Origin of the sequence: Candidatus Avelusimicrobium faecicola, assembly GCA_900540405.1 — a bacterium.
Taxonomy (GTDB): domain Bacteria; phylum Elusimicrobiota; class Elusimicrobia; order Elusimicrobiales; family Elusimicrobiaceae; genus Avelusimicrobium; species Avelusimicrobium faecicola.
This window is the reverse complement of record UQFW01000036.1, coordinates 1-15,649: the sequence shown is the minus strand read 5'-3', so window position 1 is coordinate 15,649 and position 15,649 is coordinate 1. Positions and strand designations below refer to the sequence as shown.

At 49.7% G+C, this 15,649-nt stretch carries 17 protein-coding genes, 3 tRNA genes and 1 pseudogene; 16 read left to right on the top strand and 5 right to left on the bottom strand.

The features are described from left to right. Both ACQY18_RS04645 and ACQY18_RS04640 read left to right on the top strand, forming a co-directional pair. Positions 1-183: hypothetical protein (locus tag ACQY18_RS04645; RefSeq protein ID WP_428039021.1), on the top strand; the 183-nt coding region annotated here is incomplete at its 5' end. 192 nt (positions 184-375) lie between these two features. After that, on the top strand, positions 376-876 hold the full coding sequence (locus ACQY18_RS04640; protein WP_428039020.1) for a type IV pilin protein: 501 nt from the start codon (positions 376-378) through the stop codon (positions 874-876). A gap of 111 nt (positions 877-987) precedes the next feature. Here the strand turns inward: ACQY18_RS04640 and ACQY18_RS04635 are convergent, their stop codons facing one another. Next, positions 988-2,364 carry a chloride channel protein gene (locus ACQY18_RS04635; RefSeq protein ID WP_428039019.1) on the bottom strand — a complete coding sequence of 459 codons (1,377 nt, stop codon included), beginning with the start codon at positions 2,362-2,364 and terminating at the stop codon, positions 988-990. A gap of 147 nt (positions 2,365-2,511) precedes the next feature. Between ACQY18_RS04635 and ACQY18_RS04630 the strand changes: the two genes are divergently transcribed. The 5 genes from ACQY18_RS04630 (at position 2,512) to ACQY18_RS04610 (ending at position 6,284) form a co-directional block, all read left to right on the top strand. After that, entirely contained in the window at positions 2,512-3,105 is a 594-nt protein-coding gene (locus tag ACQY18_RS04630) for a MarC family protein (protein WP_428039018.1), read from the top strand. 4 nt (positions 3,106-3,109) lie between these two features. Next, positions 3,110-4,270, top strand: a complete 1,161-nt coding sequence (locus ACQY18_RS04625) for a hypothetical protein (protein ID WP_428039017.1) — start codon at positions 3,110-3,112, stop codon at positions 4,268-4,270. A gap of 16 nt (positions 4,271-4,286) precedes the next feature. Continuing rightward, the gene (locus ACQY18_RS04620; protein WP_428039016.1) at positions 4,287-4,844 is read left to right on the top strand and encodes a type IV pilin protein; all 558 of its coding nucleotides are present in this window, start codon (positions 4,287-4,289) and stop codon (positions 4,842-4,844) included. 51 nt (positions 4,845-4,895) lie between these two features. Continuing rightward, complete coding sequence (locus tag ACQY18_RS04615; RefSeq protein ID WP_428039015.1) at positions 4,896-5,576, top strand: hypothetical protein; 681 nt, start codon at positions 4,896-4,898, stop codon at positions 5,574-5,576. 153 nt (positions 5,577-5,729) lie between these two features. After that, a complete protein-coding gene (locus ACQY18_RS04610; protein WP_428039014.1) occupies positions 5,730-6,284 on the top strand; it encodes a type IV pilin protein in 555 nt (184 codons plus the stop codon). A gap of 272 nt (positions 6,285-6,556) precedes the next feature. Here the strand turns inward: ACQY18_RS04610 and ACQY18_RS04605 are convergent, their stop codons facing one another. From ACQY18_RS04605 to ACQY18_RS04595, 3 genes are all read right to left on the bottom strand, one after another. Then, positions 6,557-7,867: a hypothetical protein gene (locus tag ACQY18_RS04605; protein WP_428039013.1), complete on the bottom strand. Its 1,311-nt coding sequence runs from the start codon at positions 7,865-7,867 to the stop codon at positions 6,557-6,559. Positions 7,868-8,191: 324 nt separating this feature from the next. Next, positions 8,192-8,263: transfer RNA gene (locus ACQY18_RS04600), tRNA-Glu, on the bottom strand. Positions 8,264-8,298: 35 nt separating this feature from the next. Beyond that, a tRNA-Lys gene (locus ACQY18_RS04595) sits at positions 8,299-8,373 on the bottom strand. 287 nt (positions 8,374-8,660) lie between these two features. On the opposite strand from ACQY18_RS04595, the gene ACQY18_RS04590 reads away from it, so the two are divergent. From ACQY18_RS04590 to ACQY18_RS04575, 4 genes are all read left to right on the top strand, one after another. Continuing rightward, a complete protein-coding gene (locus tag ACQY18_RS04590) occupies positions 8,661-9,038 on the top strand; it encodes a Rid family detoxifying hydrolase (protein WP_176777150.1) in 378 nt (125 codons plus the stop codon). A gap of 14 nt (positions 9,039-9,052) precedes the next feature. After that, positions 9,053-10,633 (top strand): 4-alpha-glucanotransferase, encoded by a 1,581-nt coding sequence (gene malQ / locus ACQY18_RS04585; protein ID WP_428039012.1) that lies wholly within the window; start codon positions 9,053-9,055, stop codon positions 10,631-10,633. Positions 10,634-10,643: 10 nt separating this feature from the next. Continuing rightward, positions 10,644-11,579, top strand: coding sequence for a sugar phosphate nucleotidyltransferase (locus tag ACQY18_RS04580; RefSeq protein WP_428039011.1), 936 nt, complete (start codon positions 10,644-10,646; stop codon positions 11,577-11,579). An 88-nt stretch (positions 11,580-11,667) separates the two neighbouring features. Then, positions 11,668-12,810 carry a hypothetical protein gene (locus ACQY18_RS04575; protein WP_428039010.1) on the top strand — a complete coding sequence of 381 codons (1,143 nt, stop codon included), beginning with the start codon at positions 11,668-11,670 and terminating at the stop codon, positions 12,808-12,810. Positions 12,811-12,860: 50 nt separating this feature from the next. Here ACQY18_RS04575 and ACQY18_RS04570 read toward each other — a convergent pair whose 3' ends face one another. Further along, the gene (locus ACQY18_RS04570) at positions 12,861-13,664 is read right to left on the bottom strand and encodes an MBL fold metallo-hydrolase (RefSeq protein ID WP_428039009.1); all 804 of its coding nucleotides are present in this window, start codon (positions 13,662-13,664) and stop codon (positions 12,861-12,863) included. A gap of 82 nt (positions 13,665-13,746) precedes the next feature. Here ACQY18_RS04570 and ACQY18_RS04565 point away from each other — a divergent pair. From ACQY18_RS04565 to ACQY18_RS04545, 5 genes and pseudogenes are all read left to right on the top strand, one after another. Beyond that, positions 13,747-13,836 (top strand) — tRNA-Ser (locus ACQY18_RS04565). 20 nt (positions 13,837-13,856) lie between these two features. Next, entirely contained in the window at positions 13,857-14,510 is a 654-nt protein-coding gene (locus ACQY18_RS04560; RefSeq protein ID WP_176777155.1) for a TatD family nuclease-associated radical SAM protein, read from the top strand. Then, on the top strand, positions 14,497-14,961 hold the full coding sequence (locus tag ACQY18_RS04555; RefSeq protein ID WP_176777156.1) for a hypothetical protein: 465 nt from the start codon (positions 14,497-14,499) through the stop codon (positions 14,959-14,961). Before ACQY18_RS04560 ends, ACQY18_RS04555 begins: the two co-directional genes overlap by 14 nt. Continuing rightward, a complete protein-coding gene (gene tsaE / locus ACQY18_RS04550; RefSeq protein WP_176777157.1) occupies positions 14,961-15,437 on the top strand; it encodes a tRNA (adenosine(37)-N6)-threonylcarbamoyltransferase complex ATPase subunit type 1 TsaE in 477 nt (158 codons plus the stop codon). The genes ACQY18_RS04555 and tsaE overlap by 1 nt, the downstream gene beginning before the upstream one ends. Further along, a pseudogene (locus ACQY18_RS04545) lies at positions 15,416-15,649 on the top strand (tRNA (adenosine(37)-N6)-threonylcarbamoyltransferase complex dimerization subunit type 1 TsaB); the annotation flags it as partial. The gene tsaE and the pseudogene ACQY18_RS04545, both read left to right, overlap by 22 nt.

Here is a 15,649-nt window from a genome sequence, read left to right as displayed (position 1 = left end):
GCTAGCACCCCGGGAAGCCATAAAATTTATTTTTATCCGGGCATTTTACAACTCCCTACGGTCGGACAAGTAAAATGCCTTTATAACTCCGTTAAAAATAAATTTTATAGACGGCTTCAAAGGGGTGCGAAAACAACAACGGCAAAAACTAGCGGAAAAAGCGCAAAAACATCCACCAATTAACTAATCGGCTCATCCCCAAAAACATAAAATAAGTAAAAACTACTTAAAATTAAATGTCCGCGGGAAAGATGAAAGTTAAAAAATATCCTTAAAATATGGGGGCTTTGCCTGCCGTTTTTGAAAAGGGTTGTTTTGTTTTTTTTTTGATAAATTTTATGTATAAATAAAATTTATCAAAAAATGAGGTTTTTTATGAAAAACGCAAAATTCGGCCGTTTAGGCGGCTTTACGCTGATTGAGTTATTGGTCGTCGTACTTATCATCGGCATTTTGGCAGGCGTGGCTTTGCCGCAATACGAAAAAGCCGTCGCCAAAAGCCGCTATACGCAGTTAATTACGGCGGGCAAAACATTAAAAGATGCCATGGAAACCTATTATATGGCTAATGGGGATTATCCGGAGTTTTGGAACCAGTTGGATGTGGAATACCCCGGCTGTACAGAGGGGACAGGCCGCTATATGTTGTGGTGTGATAAGTTTGCGGTGGATATGTTTGCGGGGCCAACCGCCAATTTGGTTTTTTATGATACACATGGGGTCCCCAATCATGGTAAAAATCAGAGCCCTAGTGCCTGGTCCCCCACTTGGACATCCATGTATGCTATTTGGCTAGACCGTTCGGACAGCCCCGGCAAAACCACTTGCGAAAGCCACATTAGTGGGCTTTGTAAGTCGTTGGGGTTTGCTAATTAGTAAACTGGCAAGCGCGGGTGCGGCACTTTTCTTTCGTCCCCATTTCCGCCGGCCCAAAATTTTATTTACCAAACATCAAAAACCCCAAGGTTGGAAAGCCTTGGGGTACTTTTATTTTTTATCGTCTAAATCTTTGGTGGTAGGAATTAAGTGTTTTACCATTTCTTTGAGCGCCTTTTTCAGCAAGGTTTTGCGTTGGGGTATACGCTCTTTGTGGTCACTTTTCCGGCGCCTAAAATGCGTGGTTGGCGCGGGCTCGTCCGTAGATTTTCCGCTATCCCAAGAAATTTGCTGGCTGGGGTAAATGCTCTGCTGCCCGGTCACCAAAAAGCTAATCACGCAGGCAATGGTGGCATAGGGGGCAATTTCCGCGCCGAAAAGCTCAATCGCCATAATGCTGGCTGAAAGCGGCGTATTGGCCGTGCCCGCCAGCACCGCCACCAATCCGAGGGCCGCCAACGTGGCCGTATCCACCCCCAAAAAGTTAGCCAGCATACCGCCCGCTTGCGCCCCGATAAAGAAAATCGGCGTCACCACACCGCCCACCCCTCCGGCGGCAAACGTAATGGAGGTCGTCACAATTTTATACAAAAACCCAAACGGGCTTTGCGGGGCGGCCCCGGCCAGCACGTTATCAATGCCCGCCATGCCTAACCCCAAATACAAGGGGGAACACACATACCCAATGGTAATTAGCAGTACGCCGCCCAACGCACAAGTGCAAAAAGTGCCCAAGCGCCGTGTTAAATAGCGGAATAAAACCCGGGTGAATTTCATAATTTCAATAAACAAAATGGAAACCAACCCAAAAAACATCCCCGCGATAATTACTTTTAGGAAGAACTGCTCCGAAAACACCGGCGAAAACTGGAGCGGATGATAAATATAGTTTACCCCTAAAAATTGGGTCACTTGGAAGGCGGTAATCCCGGCCACCAATGCCGGGAACATGACCTCATAAAAAATATGCCCCACCCAAAGTACTTCTAACCCAAACAGCGCGCCCGATATCGGCACGCCGAACACCCCGGCAAACCCGGCGCTTACGCCGCAAATCATCATTTGGCGTTGGTGGTGGGCGTCCATACGCATTAGGCGGGCCAAAATGGAGCTTACCCCGGCGCCCACATCCGCGCAGGGGGCCTCTTTACCGGCGGAGCCGCCCGTCACCATGGTTAAAATGGATAAAAAGAACCCTTTGGTAATAGACAGGAACGAAATAGGCCCATAGTTATTAATTTTATTTACAACCGCATCGGTGGTATAGTCGCGGTCTTTGGGGAAGGTCTTACGGGAAAGCAACATACAGACGTATAAAAAAAACGGCATACCCAAATAAAAGAACGGCACCTTGTTGCGCGCCCCGATGGCGGCATCCAATGTTTTTAAGAATACCGCATCCAACACGCCCACCACAACCCCTATCAGGGTGGCGAGCATAAACCATTTTACAATTTGTATCACACTGTTATTACTGGTATTTAACATAATATAAATGGTACTAAATTGGGGCCCCGCCTACAAACGGTTAAAATTAAGTTAGAGCCCCTGCCGTTGGGAGCGTATTTTGCTATAATCTAATAGACGGCATCCACGCCGCCCGGGCCTTTTAGCGGCCCAAGGAGAATTTTTATTATGGACTTTTTCATTTCTTCCGTAATTACCTTATCTTTGGTAATGGATGGATTCGGCAATATCCCTTTGTTTATTGCCGCGCTTAAAAAGGTAGCGCCGGAACGGCGCAAAACCGTTCTGTTGCGCGAACTGGGCATCGCCCTTGTAATTATGGTGGGCTTTTTGTTTATGGGTAAATGGTTCTTGCGCGCGTTTGGCGTGCGGCCGTTTTCTTTAAGTGTAGCGGGCGGGATTATCCTGTTTATCATTTCCGTTAAATTGGTGTTCGGTGGGGAAGACGAAGTAAAAACCGACCCCAAAGAAGACGAACCCTTTGTGGTGCCGTTGGCTATCCCGCTGGTGGCGGGCCCGGCGGCGCTTTCTATGGTGATGATTCTTTCCGCCCAGGCGCCCAATAAACTGGTGACGTTAGGCGTGGTGTTGGTGGCCTCGCTTATTAACTCGGTTATTTTGATGTTGTCCTTTCCTATCAGCACCCTGTTGGGCAAACGCGGCCTGGTGGCCATTGAGCGTTTAACGGGTATGATTCTTATTTTAATGTCCGTAGATATGGTGCTGGGCGGCATTGCCGAATTTATGAAATTAGGGAATTAGTGAAATGAAAAAGATTTTGCGTGTTTTGTTAGGTGCAGTTCTTTTGTTAGGCGGTGCGGCCGCCGCGCAAGCGGAGGTAAAGCTGGCGGAAGATAAACCCAACTTTGTGTTGTTTGTCAGCCCCTCGTGCGTGCATTGTAATAAGTTAAAGGCGGAATACTGGCCGGGGCTCAAAGAGCAATATAAAGACAGTGTAAATTTTATAGAGTTAGACATCAGCCAAGGCGGCAACAACCTTATTTTTGCCGAAACCGCCAAAGCGTACGGCGTGCAGGAAATGGGCTACCCGGCGGCGGCTATCGGAAGCACTTTTTTAATGGGCTACCCCACGGAAATTAAAACGTATGCGGACGCGGCTATTGAAAAAGCCATGCTGTTAAACGAAAAAACTACGCTGGTTCAAACGGACGCGCAAGACCCGCAAAAAGCGTTCAGTAAAATCACGTTGTGGGCGATTATCGGCAGCGGATTGGTGGACGGTATTAACCCGTGCGCGTTTGCGGTAATTGTGTTTTTTGTGTCTTTCTTAACCGTTTACAAATATACCCGCAAAGAGATTATTGTAGTAGGCACGGCATATTGTGCGGCGGTATTTGCGGCGTATGTATTAATCGGGCTCGGGCTGTTCAAATTTTTATACGCCATGAGCGGCTTTGCCTATGTAATAAAGGGGTTTTATATTTTAACGGCGGCGGTATGTTTGCTGTTTTTTGTACTGGCCTTGTACGACTTTTGGGTCTACAAAAAAACAGGCAAAGCGGAAAAAATGCTCTTGCAGCTGCCCACCAACTTAAAAGTGCGTATCCATAAAATTATGGGTTTTTTCCTGCGGGAAAAGCACGATAGCTCCATCCGCCTGACGTTGGCGGCCCTGGCGGTGGGGTTTGCGGTGTCTTTGGTGGAAGCCGTATGCACGGGGCAAGTGTATTTGCCCACGGTGGTTTTAATCATGCAGGACCCTGCTTTCCGCGTAAAAGCGTGGTTGTTTTTGCTGTTGTATAATTTAATGTTTATTTTCCCTTTGGTCTTAATTTTTGTATTATCAATATTAGGCTATGAATCCAAAGGATTTAATAATTTCTTAAAGAAACATTTAGGGCTGATGAAATTACTGCTTTGCTGTGTGTTTTTAGGCTTGTTTTTGTTGCTTTTAGGAAATATTTAATCAAGTCAGGTGAGTTATGAAAAATAAAAAAGGGTTTACCCTCATGGAGTTTATTTTTGTAGTAATTATTGTGGCGGTATTATCCACCTTTGCCGTGCAAACGTACAGCAAAGTGCGGGAGCGGGCCAAAATGTCGGACGCGGCCAATATGATGGCCCAGGGCGTGGCGGCACAGGAGCGCTATTTCCTCAAGCGCAACGCCTACACCAACAAATGGAGTTATTTGGATATAGGGGTAGAAAATAAAGACGGTTTGTTTAAGAACGAGGACACCAGCGAAGTTTACTACACCAAAGGCACCGGGCCGGATAACACCGGCGACGGCTTTGCGGTAGATTTTGAGTTTGATTACTACCACCACGGCTTTGCGGTGGCCCAGCGGGTAGGGTCCGATAAATACACCTATAAATTGGTGCGTCCGTTTGGGCAGGGGCAGTTGTTTTGTATCCCGGTGAGCGAGAACGAAGAAGACGTAAACTTTTGTATGGATTATGCGGGTGTGGACGTAATGACGGACCTTCCGCCCAACCCGATGGTTCCTATTCCGCAGAAAATTAAGCTGGATCTGAAATAATTTTACGGGCCTGCCGCGCGTTTCGGCGGGCCTGCATTTTGGGGGCCGGGCATGAAAAAAGGTTTTGCCGTAAAAGAAATGTTGCTTTTGGTGCTTATACTGGCGGCGTTTGCGGCGTTTGCTTTCCCGCGGTATTTTTGGGAGAGCGAAAAAAAACGCGCCGCGGATATGGATGCCTTACTGGCGGATGTACAGCTGGCGCAGGAAGCCTTTGCCCGGATGAACGGACGCTTTACGGCGGAGTGGGGGGCGTTGGCCCCGCTGTTAAGCGTGCCGCGCGCGCTGGGCGTTTTATACCGCCCGGTGGAGGGCACCCCGGCGGAAATGTATTTTACGTTTATGGGGCCGCACGGCAAGCCGGAGCCGGAAGGCTATATTGTGCGCTTGGAGCCGGCACCCGGGCCGCAGGAAACCGCTTTTGTGGCGGCGCGGCGCGTGGGCGGGCGGTTTGAATATGTTTTGCGCCGGATGTTGCCTTATGGGCCCACCCGGTGCGAGGCACAAACCCCGCAGGGCGAGCGTTTTTGCAAACGGCTGGAGCAGTATTTGCAGGCGGAATCTTTTGTGCCGCAGGAGCCTGCACCGGGGGAAAATACGCCGCAGGAAAGCGCCCCTAGCGGCGCGGATGACACCGCCGCGCAAAGGGAAAATACGCCGCAGGAAAGCGCCCTTAGCGGCGCGGATGACACCGCCGCACAGGAAGAAACCGCCGGGGACGTTCCGGCGTTGTAAACCGTTTTTGCAGTATATAGTGTTTACTAGGGTAGTTAGACGAAGCACAAAAAAATAGGTCCACAAGGGGCTTGACAAGGCTTTTTTTGACTGCTAAACTAATAAAGTAGCCGCTATGGCTGCAAAATTATATATAAAACTGTAGGAGGTTTTATGAACAATAAGAAAGGTTTTACCTTGATTGAACTGCTCGTAGTGGTTTTAATCATTGGTATTTTGGCCGCTATGGCCATGCCGCAGTACTTCAAAGCGGTGGAACGCTCCCGCATGACGGAAGCCGACACCTTGCTCGGCAGCATTGCCCAAGCTCAGCGCCGCAAATTCTTGCAACGCAACAGCTTCACGACGAACTACAAAGGCTTGGACGTCTCTCCGAAAGATTCCAGCGGTTCCACCTATTATACGAAAGGCAACCCGACCACCGGTGCTAACGGCAACGGTTTCGCTGTCGTTTTGGCCGGCACTGATTTTGGTGGGAACAACGGTGGGAGAGCTACGGCTACCCGCGTTGCCAATGCAAACTCTGGCGGCAATTTGCAATACCAGTATAACTTGGTACGCTACTATCAAGGCGACAACGTCACCTGCAACGGCACCAACGCCGCTGGTCAGGAATTGTGCGCGGACTTCTGCGGTATTGATAACCCGACGGCTTCTTGCTGCAACAACGGTTCTACCTCCGCTTGCGCCGCTCCTGTCAACAACTAATTGATAGGAAACCGAGTAAGTTTTACACCCCGCCTTCGGGCGGGGTTTTTTATGCTCTAATGAGCCCCCCGCACAGGGGTTGATGTAAAAATTTGTAGGGTGGAATTTGATTTGTACGCACCCCGCGCAGAATTTGGGGTAAATTGGTATAGCGTGAAATTTTTGTGTTTTAACCGGGGGCCGCGCCGGATTGGGCATAAAATTTTATAAGGTGGATTTTGTTTTGTGTGCGGCGCGCCACTTTTAGGCGCGCCCGCTTGTTTGGTTTGCGTTTATTGGGGGCGCGTATTTTCTGGTGCCGGGGTGGCCTTTTCGGGCGCGGCGGGCGGCTCTGTTTCTTGCGTGGATTGCGCCCCTGTTTGTGGCGCGGCGGGCGCTTGCAAAGGGGTTTCCTCGGCGGCTTGGGGCGTGGCAGATTTTTGCGCGGCGGCGTTTACGGCTTTTTCTTCCGTTTGTTTCTCGTCAGCTTTGTTTAGGTTGGCTTGTTCTGCCGCCTGTTCCCCGGTGGCTTTGCCCGGCGCGGTCGGTTTTTCCGTTTGTTTCTCGTCAGTTTTGTTTAGGTCGGTTTGTCCCGCTTTCTCTTTGTCGGCTTTGGACGCGGCATTTTCCCCGGTTTGTTCCTCATTAGCTTTGCTCGGCACGGCTTGTTCTGCCGTTTGTTCAATAGCGGTTTTTCCCGGCGTAGCGTTGTCCGCGGTTTGTTCCCCGGTAGTTTTGTTTAGCGCGGCTTTTCCTGCCTGTTCATTAGCAGATGTGCTTGGAGTTGTTTTTTCTTCGGTTTCTTTTCCCTCGGCGGGATTGTCCATTAAAGCCGCGTTGCCCGGTTGGCTTTCGGGCTCGGGCGCGGTTGGTTCTGCCGCGTTGGGCGCTTGGGGCTCTTCCGGTGCTTGGGGGTCCGGCGGCAAAATAAAGGGCGGTTCTTCTTCGTCAAACACAATCCCGGCGGCGGGGGGAATAACGGCCGGTTTGGGCGTTTCCTTTTTAGGCGTTTTTTTAACAGGTTTTACGGCTTTGGGTTTTGGCTCCGGCGTGGGAGCAGGCGGAAACGCGCGCAAAACGGACTCGGCCGATTCTTCAAAAAATAGTTTCCCCGCTTTCCAAGATTGGTACAGCGCGTTAGAGGGCGTATCCTGCCGGATAAAATCTTTCCCGGTGGTGCGGTCCGCCAAGGCAATCGCGTCTAAACGCACCACCCCCAGCGTTTTGCCGGTGTAAGTGTCTTGGCGTTTTTCGTATCCGTCCACGCGGCCCAATACTTTTAATTTGTGGCCTTGTATAATGGCGGTGGGGGTGGCGGTGTCTTTTGTAAAGCGCACATAAATCATTTCGTACGATAAATTATTGCCTTTCCCGGTGGCATAATAATAAAGGGGGGTGTCTATGCGTAAAATAATGCGCATATTTTGGGCGGTTTCCCGCACGCCGGCCACTTCCCCATTAAAGGCCACCACGGCGCCTTTATAGGCGGCAAAATCTTTTTGAATACTGTACAAATAATCCAAATTTTGGTCTTTGTACGGCATAACGGAGCTACACGCGCTCAAGCAAAAACAACTGAAAAGTAAAAATAGAATGTATCTCATACGCTTATTATATAAAATGCCCGCGGGGGGAACAAAAAAGGGGAAATTCGGCCCCGGACTAAAAACCTGCTAGGTGCCAACTCCTGCCACAGAAAACAAAAAAGGGGCGGCTTTGGCCCCAGACTAAAAACCTGCTGGGCACGCGCCCACTGCCACCATGGAAAGGCCCCGCTTTAGTATTTGCACAAAGCGCATTGTGAAAGCACCCTACGCATGTGAAAGCGCCCTGCGCCTTATTAAAGCACCCTCTGCCACAGAAAACAAAAAAGGGGCGGCTTTGGCCCCCCCTGGATAGTAAAAAGACTACGGCTAAGAAATAAAAAACGCCCTCTGGGAGAATCGAACTCCCCTTTTCGGATTGAAAATCCGACGTCCTAACCGATAGACGAAGAGGGCATTTACTACAAACCTTCTGATGAAGGTTAAAAAAATGGTGCGCCCGGTGAGACTTGAACTCACGGCCCCCCGCTTAAAAGGCGGATGCTCTACCACTGAGCTACGAGCGCAAAAAAACAGTCAAATAACTTCTTGGGTCTAATCTGCATCGGGTTAAACCCAACATAAATATTGTACTAAAAATTTTTATTATGCGCAAGAAATATTTTTTTATTTACTTCCGGCATAACCATCACATAAATAATTATAGCAGTTTTATTTTTTGTGTGCAATATTTTTTTTGTATGGGTAAAAACCGCTTTTGCGCCCCAGGGTTGACGGCGCGCCGGGGGTTTTATACCATATACTTAATAGCGGTTTTTTGCCCGCATTTATTTATAAGAGAGGTTTTATTTTTATGAAAAAAGTAATTAATTCTTCTAATTCCCCCAAAGCCATCGGGCCGTATTCGCAAGCGATAGAAGACTCCGGCTTTATTTTTACTTCCGGTGTGTTGCCTATTGACCCCGTCACGGGCGAAATTTACAACGGCTCCGTGCGTGTGCAAACGGAACTGATTTTGAAAAATTTGGAAAATATCCTTAAAGAAGCCGGCTCCAATTTAAGCCAAGTAGTAAAAACCACCGTTTTTTTAACGGATTTAACCCAATTTGCCGAAATGAACGAAGTTTACGCTTCTTTTTTTAAGGAAAACCCGCCCGCCCGCAGCACGTTTCAGGTAGTGGCTTTGCCCAAAGGCAGCGCGGTGGAAATTGAAGCGATTGCCAAAAAATAACTCCGGGGCCTGCCATGCAAACGATACAAGACGAACTGCTTTCTGCCCGCTCTAACGGGGTGTTGTTGCCGCTTTCGGCCATGAAAACGAATACGGATTGGGGCGTGGGCGATTTTGCCAGCCTGGAAGAATGGACGGACTTTTTAGGCTCTTTGGGGGCCAAGTTTGTGCAAATTCTCCCCTTGCAGGAAACCGCCCCGAACGAAACCTGCCCTTATTCCGCCATGACGGCCTTTGCGCTGGACCCGGTGTACGTTTGCATAGAGCGCGTGGAAGATATTTCCGCCAGCCCCGCCGCGCAGGAATATCTTAAAACTTTACAGGCGGATTTGGCCCAATGGAAAAATTCTTCCAAAGCGCCTATCCGCCCGGTAAAACAAGCCAAATTAAAAGCGTTGTGGCTGGGATACCAACATTTTTTGGAGCAGGAACAAGCGGCCGATACTCCGCGTGCGCGCGCGTTTAGTGCGTACTGCGCCGCCAATAACAGTTGGCTCCGCCCGTACAGTTTGTTCCGCGCGCTGAAAGAATTTTATAAATGGCAGAGTTGGACGGCCTGGCCCGAGGAGCTGAAAAATGCCGTTCCGTCGGCCGTAAACGCTTTTGAAAGCCAATACCGCGAATATGTGCGCTTTTTTGCGTATGTTCAATGGGTGCTGGACCAACAGCTCCGCCGCGCCAAAGCGTTCGCACAGGAAAAGGGCGTTTACCTGTTTGGGGATATTCCTTTCGGCACCAATTTAGACAGCGCCGAAGTGTGGGCCGAACGCCAAAATTACCGGGTGGAATACGAAATCGGCGCTCCGGCAGACCAATTTTCCAAAGGCGGGCAACGCTGGGGCCTGCCGGCGTATGACTGGCCGTATCAGCACGCGCACGGGTTAGACCTGTGGAAACGCAAAATCCGCCGCGCGGTGGAACTGTATGATATGTTCCGCCTGGACCATTTGGTGGGTTTTTACCGCACTTACGTTTTTGCCCCCGGGGACGAGCAAGGCGCTTTTGATGTGCAGGGCGAGCAGAACCAAATAGACCGCGGGTATCACTTTTTACGCATGGTGTTGGACGTGTGCGGCGGCCGTCTGCCGGTGGGGGAAGATTTGGGCGTTATTCCCAATTATGTACGGCGGATGTTGGTAGACTTGCGTATCCCCGGTTATAAAGTATTGTGTTGGGAGCGCGAAGACAACGGCTATTACCGCGAACCGCGCAGTTATCCGGCGGTTTCTTTAGCCACCACGTCCACGCACGACACGCAAACCCTGCGCGGTTGGTGGGAAGCTCTGCCCCCGCAGGAACGCGCCAATATGTGGGAAATGATTTCCGCCCAAAAAACGGACGGCAACGTGCCGTTTACGTTAGACACCCAAAAAGCCATTTTGGCGCGGGTGTTGGGGTCCGGCTCCGCCTTGACGCTGTTTTCCTGGCAGGATATTACCGGCACTTTGGAGCGCGTAAACGTGCCCGGGATTGTGGACGACACCAACTGGACGTACCGTTCCGACGTCACCCCGCAGGACGCGTGGGCCCGCTATAAACCCCAGTTGGAAAACTACCAAAATTTATTAAAACAAACCGGCCGTTCTGCCCGGTAAGGAGAGATAAATGCAATCATTTACCGCCATTATTCCCGCCGCAGGTAAAGGAGTGCGCTTAATGCCTTTTACCCGCAATATCCCCAAAACCATGCTTTGCGTGGCGGGGAAACCCATTTTGGGCCATATTTTGGACCAAGTGAAAGAGCTGGGAATCCGGCGCGTAGTTTTGATTGTAGGGCACTGCAAAGAAGCCATTGTGGAGTTTGTCCGCCAGCGCTACCCGCAGTTGGATGCCGTGTTTGTGGAACAGCCGGAGCCGCGCGGTTTGGGCCACGCGGTGTATTTGGCTAAAGATGTGGTGTCCGGCCCGTGCTTTATCCTGCTGGGCGATACGATTGTGGATGGAGATTTGCGCCCCATGGTGTTTGGCGGGCAAAACGCGGTGGGGCTTAAAAAGGTGGACGACCCGCGCCGTTTTGGGGTGGCTAAAATAGAAAAAGGCCGCATTACCGGGTTTGTGGAAAAGCCGGATAATCCGCCGTCCCATTGGGCGCTGATTGGGGCGTATTCTTTTTTGGATTCCAAACAGCTTTTTGAGGCGTTGGCGGAAGTTATTGCTTCCGGCAAAACGGTAAAAAACGAAATCCAACTGACGGATGCCCTTTCCGTACTGCTCCAAAAAGGCGTTTCTATTGCCCCGGTGCCGATGAACGATTGGTTAGATTGCGGCACGGTGGAAATTTTGCTGAAAACCAACCAAATGCTCCTCACGCGCCATGCCGCCGTGCCGGAACAGGCGGAGCTGAATAACCGGATTATCCCGCCGTGTTGGATTGACCCTTCCGCGCAGGTAAGCGGTTGCACGTTGGGGCCCTATGTGTCCGTGGCGTACGGGGCCAAGCTGACCAACTGCCGTTTGGAAGATGCCGTCGTCGGCCCGCAAACGGAACTGGCCAATAAAACCGCCTTGCACGTTATTTTGGATAAATTCGGCAGTAAATAATTGGGAAAGCCTGACCAATTTTATGGGAGTAAAAGAAGTTTTTACGCCGGACTGTTAAGAAATTAAAATTCGAATCAGGAAGGGTGCTATGAAATACAATGATAAATTGAACACAGGAGCAGAGAGCTATTTTTCCACCAGTATTGTGGCTAAAGAATGTGTAAGAAAAGCCGTAGATATGACAAGGGTTTCTATGACTAAAACCGTATTGCCGGTATTGGTTGGTATGCTTTTAATGATGCCGCCTCTTTGGGCAGGAAATACGCAAGAGAATTTAATTTTACCGAAGACTTCCGTTTATCTTACTAAAGATATTTCACCAAAAGGGCTTAAAAAGCTGTATCGCAAGCTGGCTCCCGCGTTGGCGGGCAAGCCTTATATCCATGAATATGCTGCCGATTCTTTTTTAATCAATGGGGATGAAAGTATCCTCGTGTATGATAAAGAGTCTTCTAATGCCCTTTTGCCGGATATCCCCCGAAGTTTGGCTCAAGTGTTGGGGGTGGACTCTAATTTGCACTACCGTGCAAATACGGATAAAAATTCTCCGGTTGCACATTGGCATAATTTTCGTTTTTGGCCGTGCTTGTGTTATGACGAAGATTGGCGGGAGAATATGCCGGATAAACAATGCCAATCTCAACCGTGGTACCCGTCCGCCGTTTGCCGTTTGGCATTAAAGAGCCTTAAGCAGTACAAACAAAATCTTATGAATAAAGAGGTAGTGGTAGTGCTATCCAAATTCAAGGCACATTCGGGCGGTGCTGTTGAAAATATGTTAGCGGGCAATATGCCTGTAAATATTGCGTCTGCGCGGCCGGACAAGGGGCATCACATACTTCCGTTGGCAGATTTTTGGGCACGCCGTATTGCCAACCCCAATAAGCAAACGCTTTTTATTACGGTTTTGACGGATATTGAAGACACGGCCGGACAAAAGCATAACCTTGGGATGATTGGTTCCGGTAGTTTTATTGCGGCACAAAAAGCGGCTTTTGAGTTGGTTCATCAAATAAATCCTACGGTAAAATGGGAGAAACCAACCACAGAAACAACAAACTATGAACTTGCGGGTGCCCAACTCTTGCAAGTTCTAATAGAAAACCGCATTCCTGAAGCTATACATGATAAATATCCAAATTCTAACCGGTATAAACGGCTTGCTAAAACCACCCAGATGAGGCAACAACGGAACAATGATTCTTACAAAATTGTTCCCTTGGAAAAATAAACTTCCTTTATTTACACACTCCCCAAGCCTAATCTAGGGGAGTTTTTGCTTTACAGCGTGATAGTTTCCAAGTCTTCCGGCACATACACCGGGCCGGAAAACGCCTGCCGCGCCTCGGCGGTGTATAAGGCTTTGCGTTGCGCCGGGTGATTGTCTTGCGTGTGGTACAAAATTAAGTGTTTGGCGTTTAATTGCTGGGCCGTGCGGGCCGCATCCAACGCGGTGCTGTGGTGCTTTTCATAAGGTTTGAACTGCTCGCACTCCCCATACAGGCAAAACGCCTCGCTCATCAGCCAATCCGCATTTTGCGCGTATTGCCGGCAGAGCGGGTTATAAGGTTCGTCCCCCAAACAAACAAGCGTTTGGCCGTCCGGCAGGGTGGCGCGGTAGCCGAATTGTTTGGTTTTGGTGGAATAAATATCAAAAGCGGTGCAGTTAAAGCCCGCCGCTTGGAAAGAATCCCCGTTTTTAAGCACGGCAAAACGCACGCCGTTATCCAGTACGGCTTGCAGTTTGGCGGTGAGTGTCATGCGGCAGAACGCGCGCAGTTTTTCTGCACATTCGTCATGGCAGTAAATCGTCAGCCCGGGGTGCTTGCCCCGCACAAACAGGGATGCCGCCAAGCGAATCACCCAAATAACGCCTAAAATATGGTCCGTATGCCCGTGGGTAAGGAACAGGGCGCGGATGTTTTCCATAGCAATATGGGCTTTTTCCAACTGGGCCAGAATACCGTTTCCGCCGCCGGCGTCCGTCAAAAAGTATTCGTTGTTGTTTTGCAAAGCAAAGCAAGTATTGTAATAGCGGGTCACCAGTGCGTTGCCGGTTCCCAATAGAATTAAATTTGTAGGCATATATATATTGTATAAATTTAACTTTTATCCGGTAAAACGCGCGCAAGGGCCCAAAAATTAATAAAATATAATAAATGGTTTGGGAAGGGTGGCCGAGTGGTTTAAGGCGTCAGTCTTGAAAACTGATGTAGGGTCTTCCTTACCGAGGGTTCGAATCCCTCCCCTTCCGCCATTGGTAGAGAGGTACCCCCAGTGAAACAATTTGAAGCCCCCAAAACCGTCTATCGGTTCAAAGATGCTTTATACATCAACCTTACCAACCGTTGCCCCAATTTGTGCGCTTTTTGCATTAAAACCAAGTGGAATATGCAATTTAACGGCTACAACCTTAATTTGAACGGGCAAGAGCCCACCGCCCGCCAAGTGCTGGAGGTGCTGGAGCAGGAAATGAAAGCCGCCCCCGTGCAGGAAGTGGTTTTTTGCGGCTATGGGGAGCCTACCATGCGCCTGAATGAACTTTTGCTGATTGCCAAAACCTTAAAAGGGTGGCAGGCGCAGGCGTTGTTTGCGCCGTTCAAAATCCGCCTGAACACGAACGGTTTGGGCAATATGATAAATAATCAAAATATTGTGCCGCTGTTAAAAGGAGTTATTGATAAAATTTATGTAAGCCTAAACGCGCAGGACGAAGCCACCTGGCGCAAAATTGTGCGCCCGGCCCCCGGGTATGAGGACGGCTTTTCCGGCGTGAAAGAGTTTATTTTGCGTTGCAGCCAGGCCGGGTTTGATAAAGTGGTGGCCAGTTGTGTGGATAAAACCGGCGCCGATGCCCCGGCCGTAAAGGCGTTGGCGGAAAGTTTGGGCGCGGAGTTTTATTTAAGGAGCTTTTTAGATGAAGAAAATTGAAATCAAAAAACCCGGTGTTTTATTTGCCGTTTTTTTGATTTTAATGGCGCTGGCGCTATTCTGGTTTTTTGTGGAAGCGGAAGATTTTTATACTTATACCCGCAACACGTTGGAAAGCGCCGCGCAGGTGGCTCCCGTTAAAAAAGAGGACGTGCTGGCGCAAACCCGCCCGCCCAAAAATAATTTTAATACGGAAGTAAAATACCGCCGGTTTTTTATTACGGCTCCCCAAGCGCAAAAAGTGGAGCTGTTGGCGGATTTTAACCGTTGGGGCAAAGACCCCATCACTTTAACCAAATACCGCAAAGGGTATTTTGAAACGTCCGTAGCGCTTACGGGCGGAGATTATAAATATGTGTTTGCCGTGGACGGAAAAGAAACGCCGGACCCCGGCAACCAAGACCGCGTGGAAATAAACGGCCGCGTGGTGTGTATCAAAACGGTGCGTTAATGAAAACAGCAACTCTACTAACCTGCTCCCGCGCGCAAACCACGGCCTTAGCCGGGCGGTTTGCCCAAGTATTAAAAGGGGGGGAAATTATTTTTTTGCGCGGGCCGATTGGCGCGGGCAAAACGGTGTTTGTAAAAGGCGTGGCGGCGGCGTTGGGGCTTAAAAGCTCCCCGGTCAGCGCCAGTTTCAGCCTGATGAAAGAATACAAAAACAAACACGTTAAATTGTTTCATATAGATTTGTTCCGCTTGAGCGAGGGCGAAGTTTTTAATTTGGGTTTTGAAGAAATGCTGGAAGACGAACGCGCCATTATTTTGGCCGAATGGCCGGACCCCATTGCCCAAATGCTGCCGGCCGACAGGCTGGAAATGGATTTTATACTGCGCGGCGGGGATGAGCGGGAAATTAAACTCTCCGCGTTTGGCCGCGTCAGCGAACATTTACTGGAGGAATTATGCCGGGTATCAAAGATGTAATTATTGGGTTGGATACGTCGTCTTCCCCGTTGGTGGCCGTGGTGGAGCGGGGCGGCAAAAAGTATGCGTCCCGCCGCAAAGGGGTCAAGCAGGAGCGGCTGTTATTCCCTGTATTAAAACAGCTTTTAACCAAGGCGGGGGCGGATTTAACCCACACCGCCAAAGTGGCCATTATCCGCGGCCCGGGCCGTTTTACCGGCATACGCATTTCG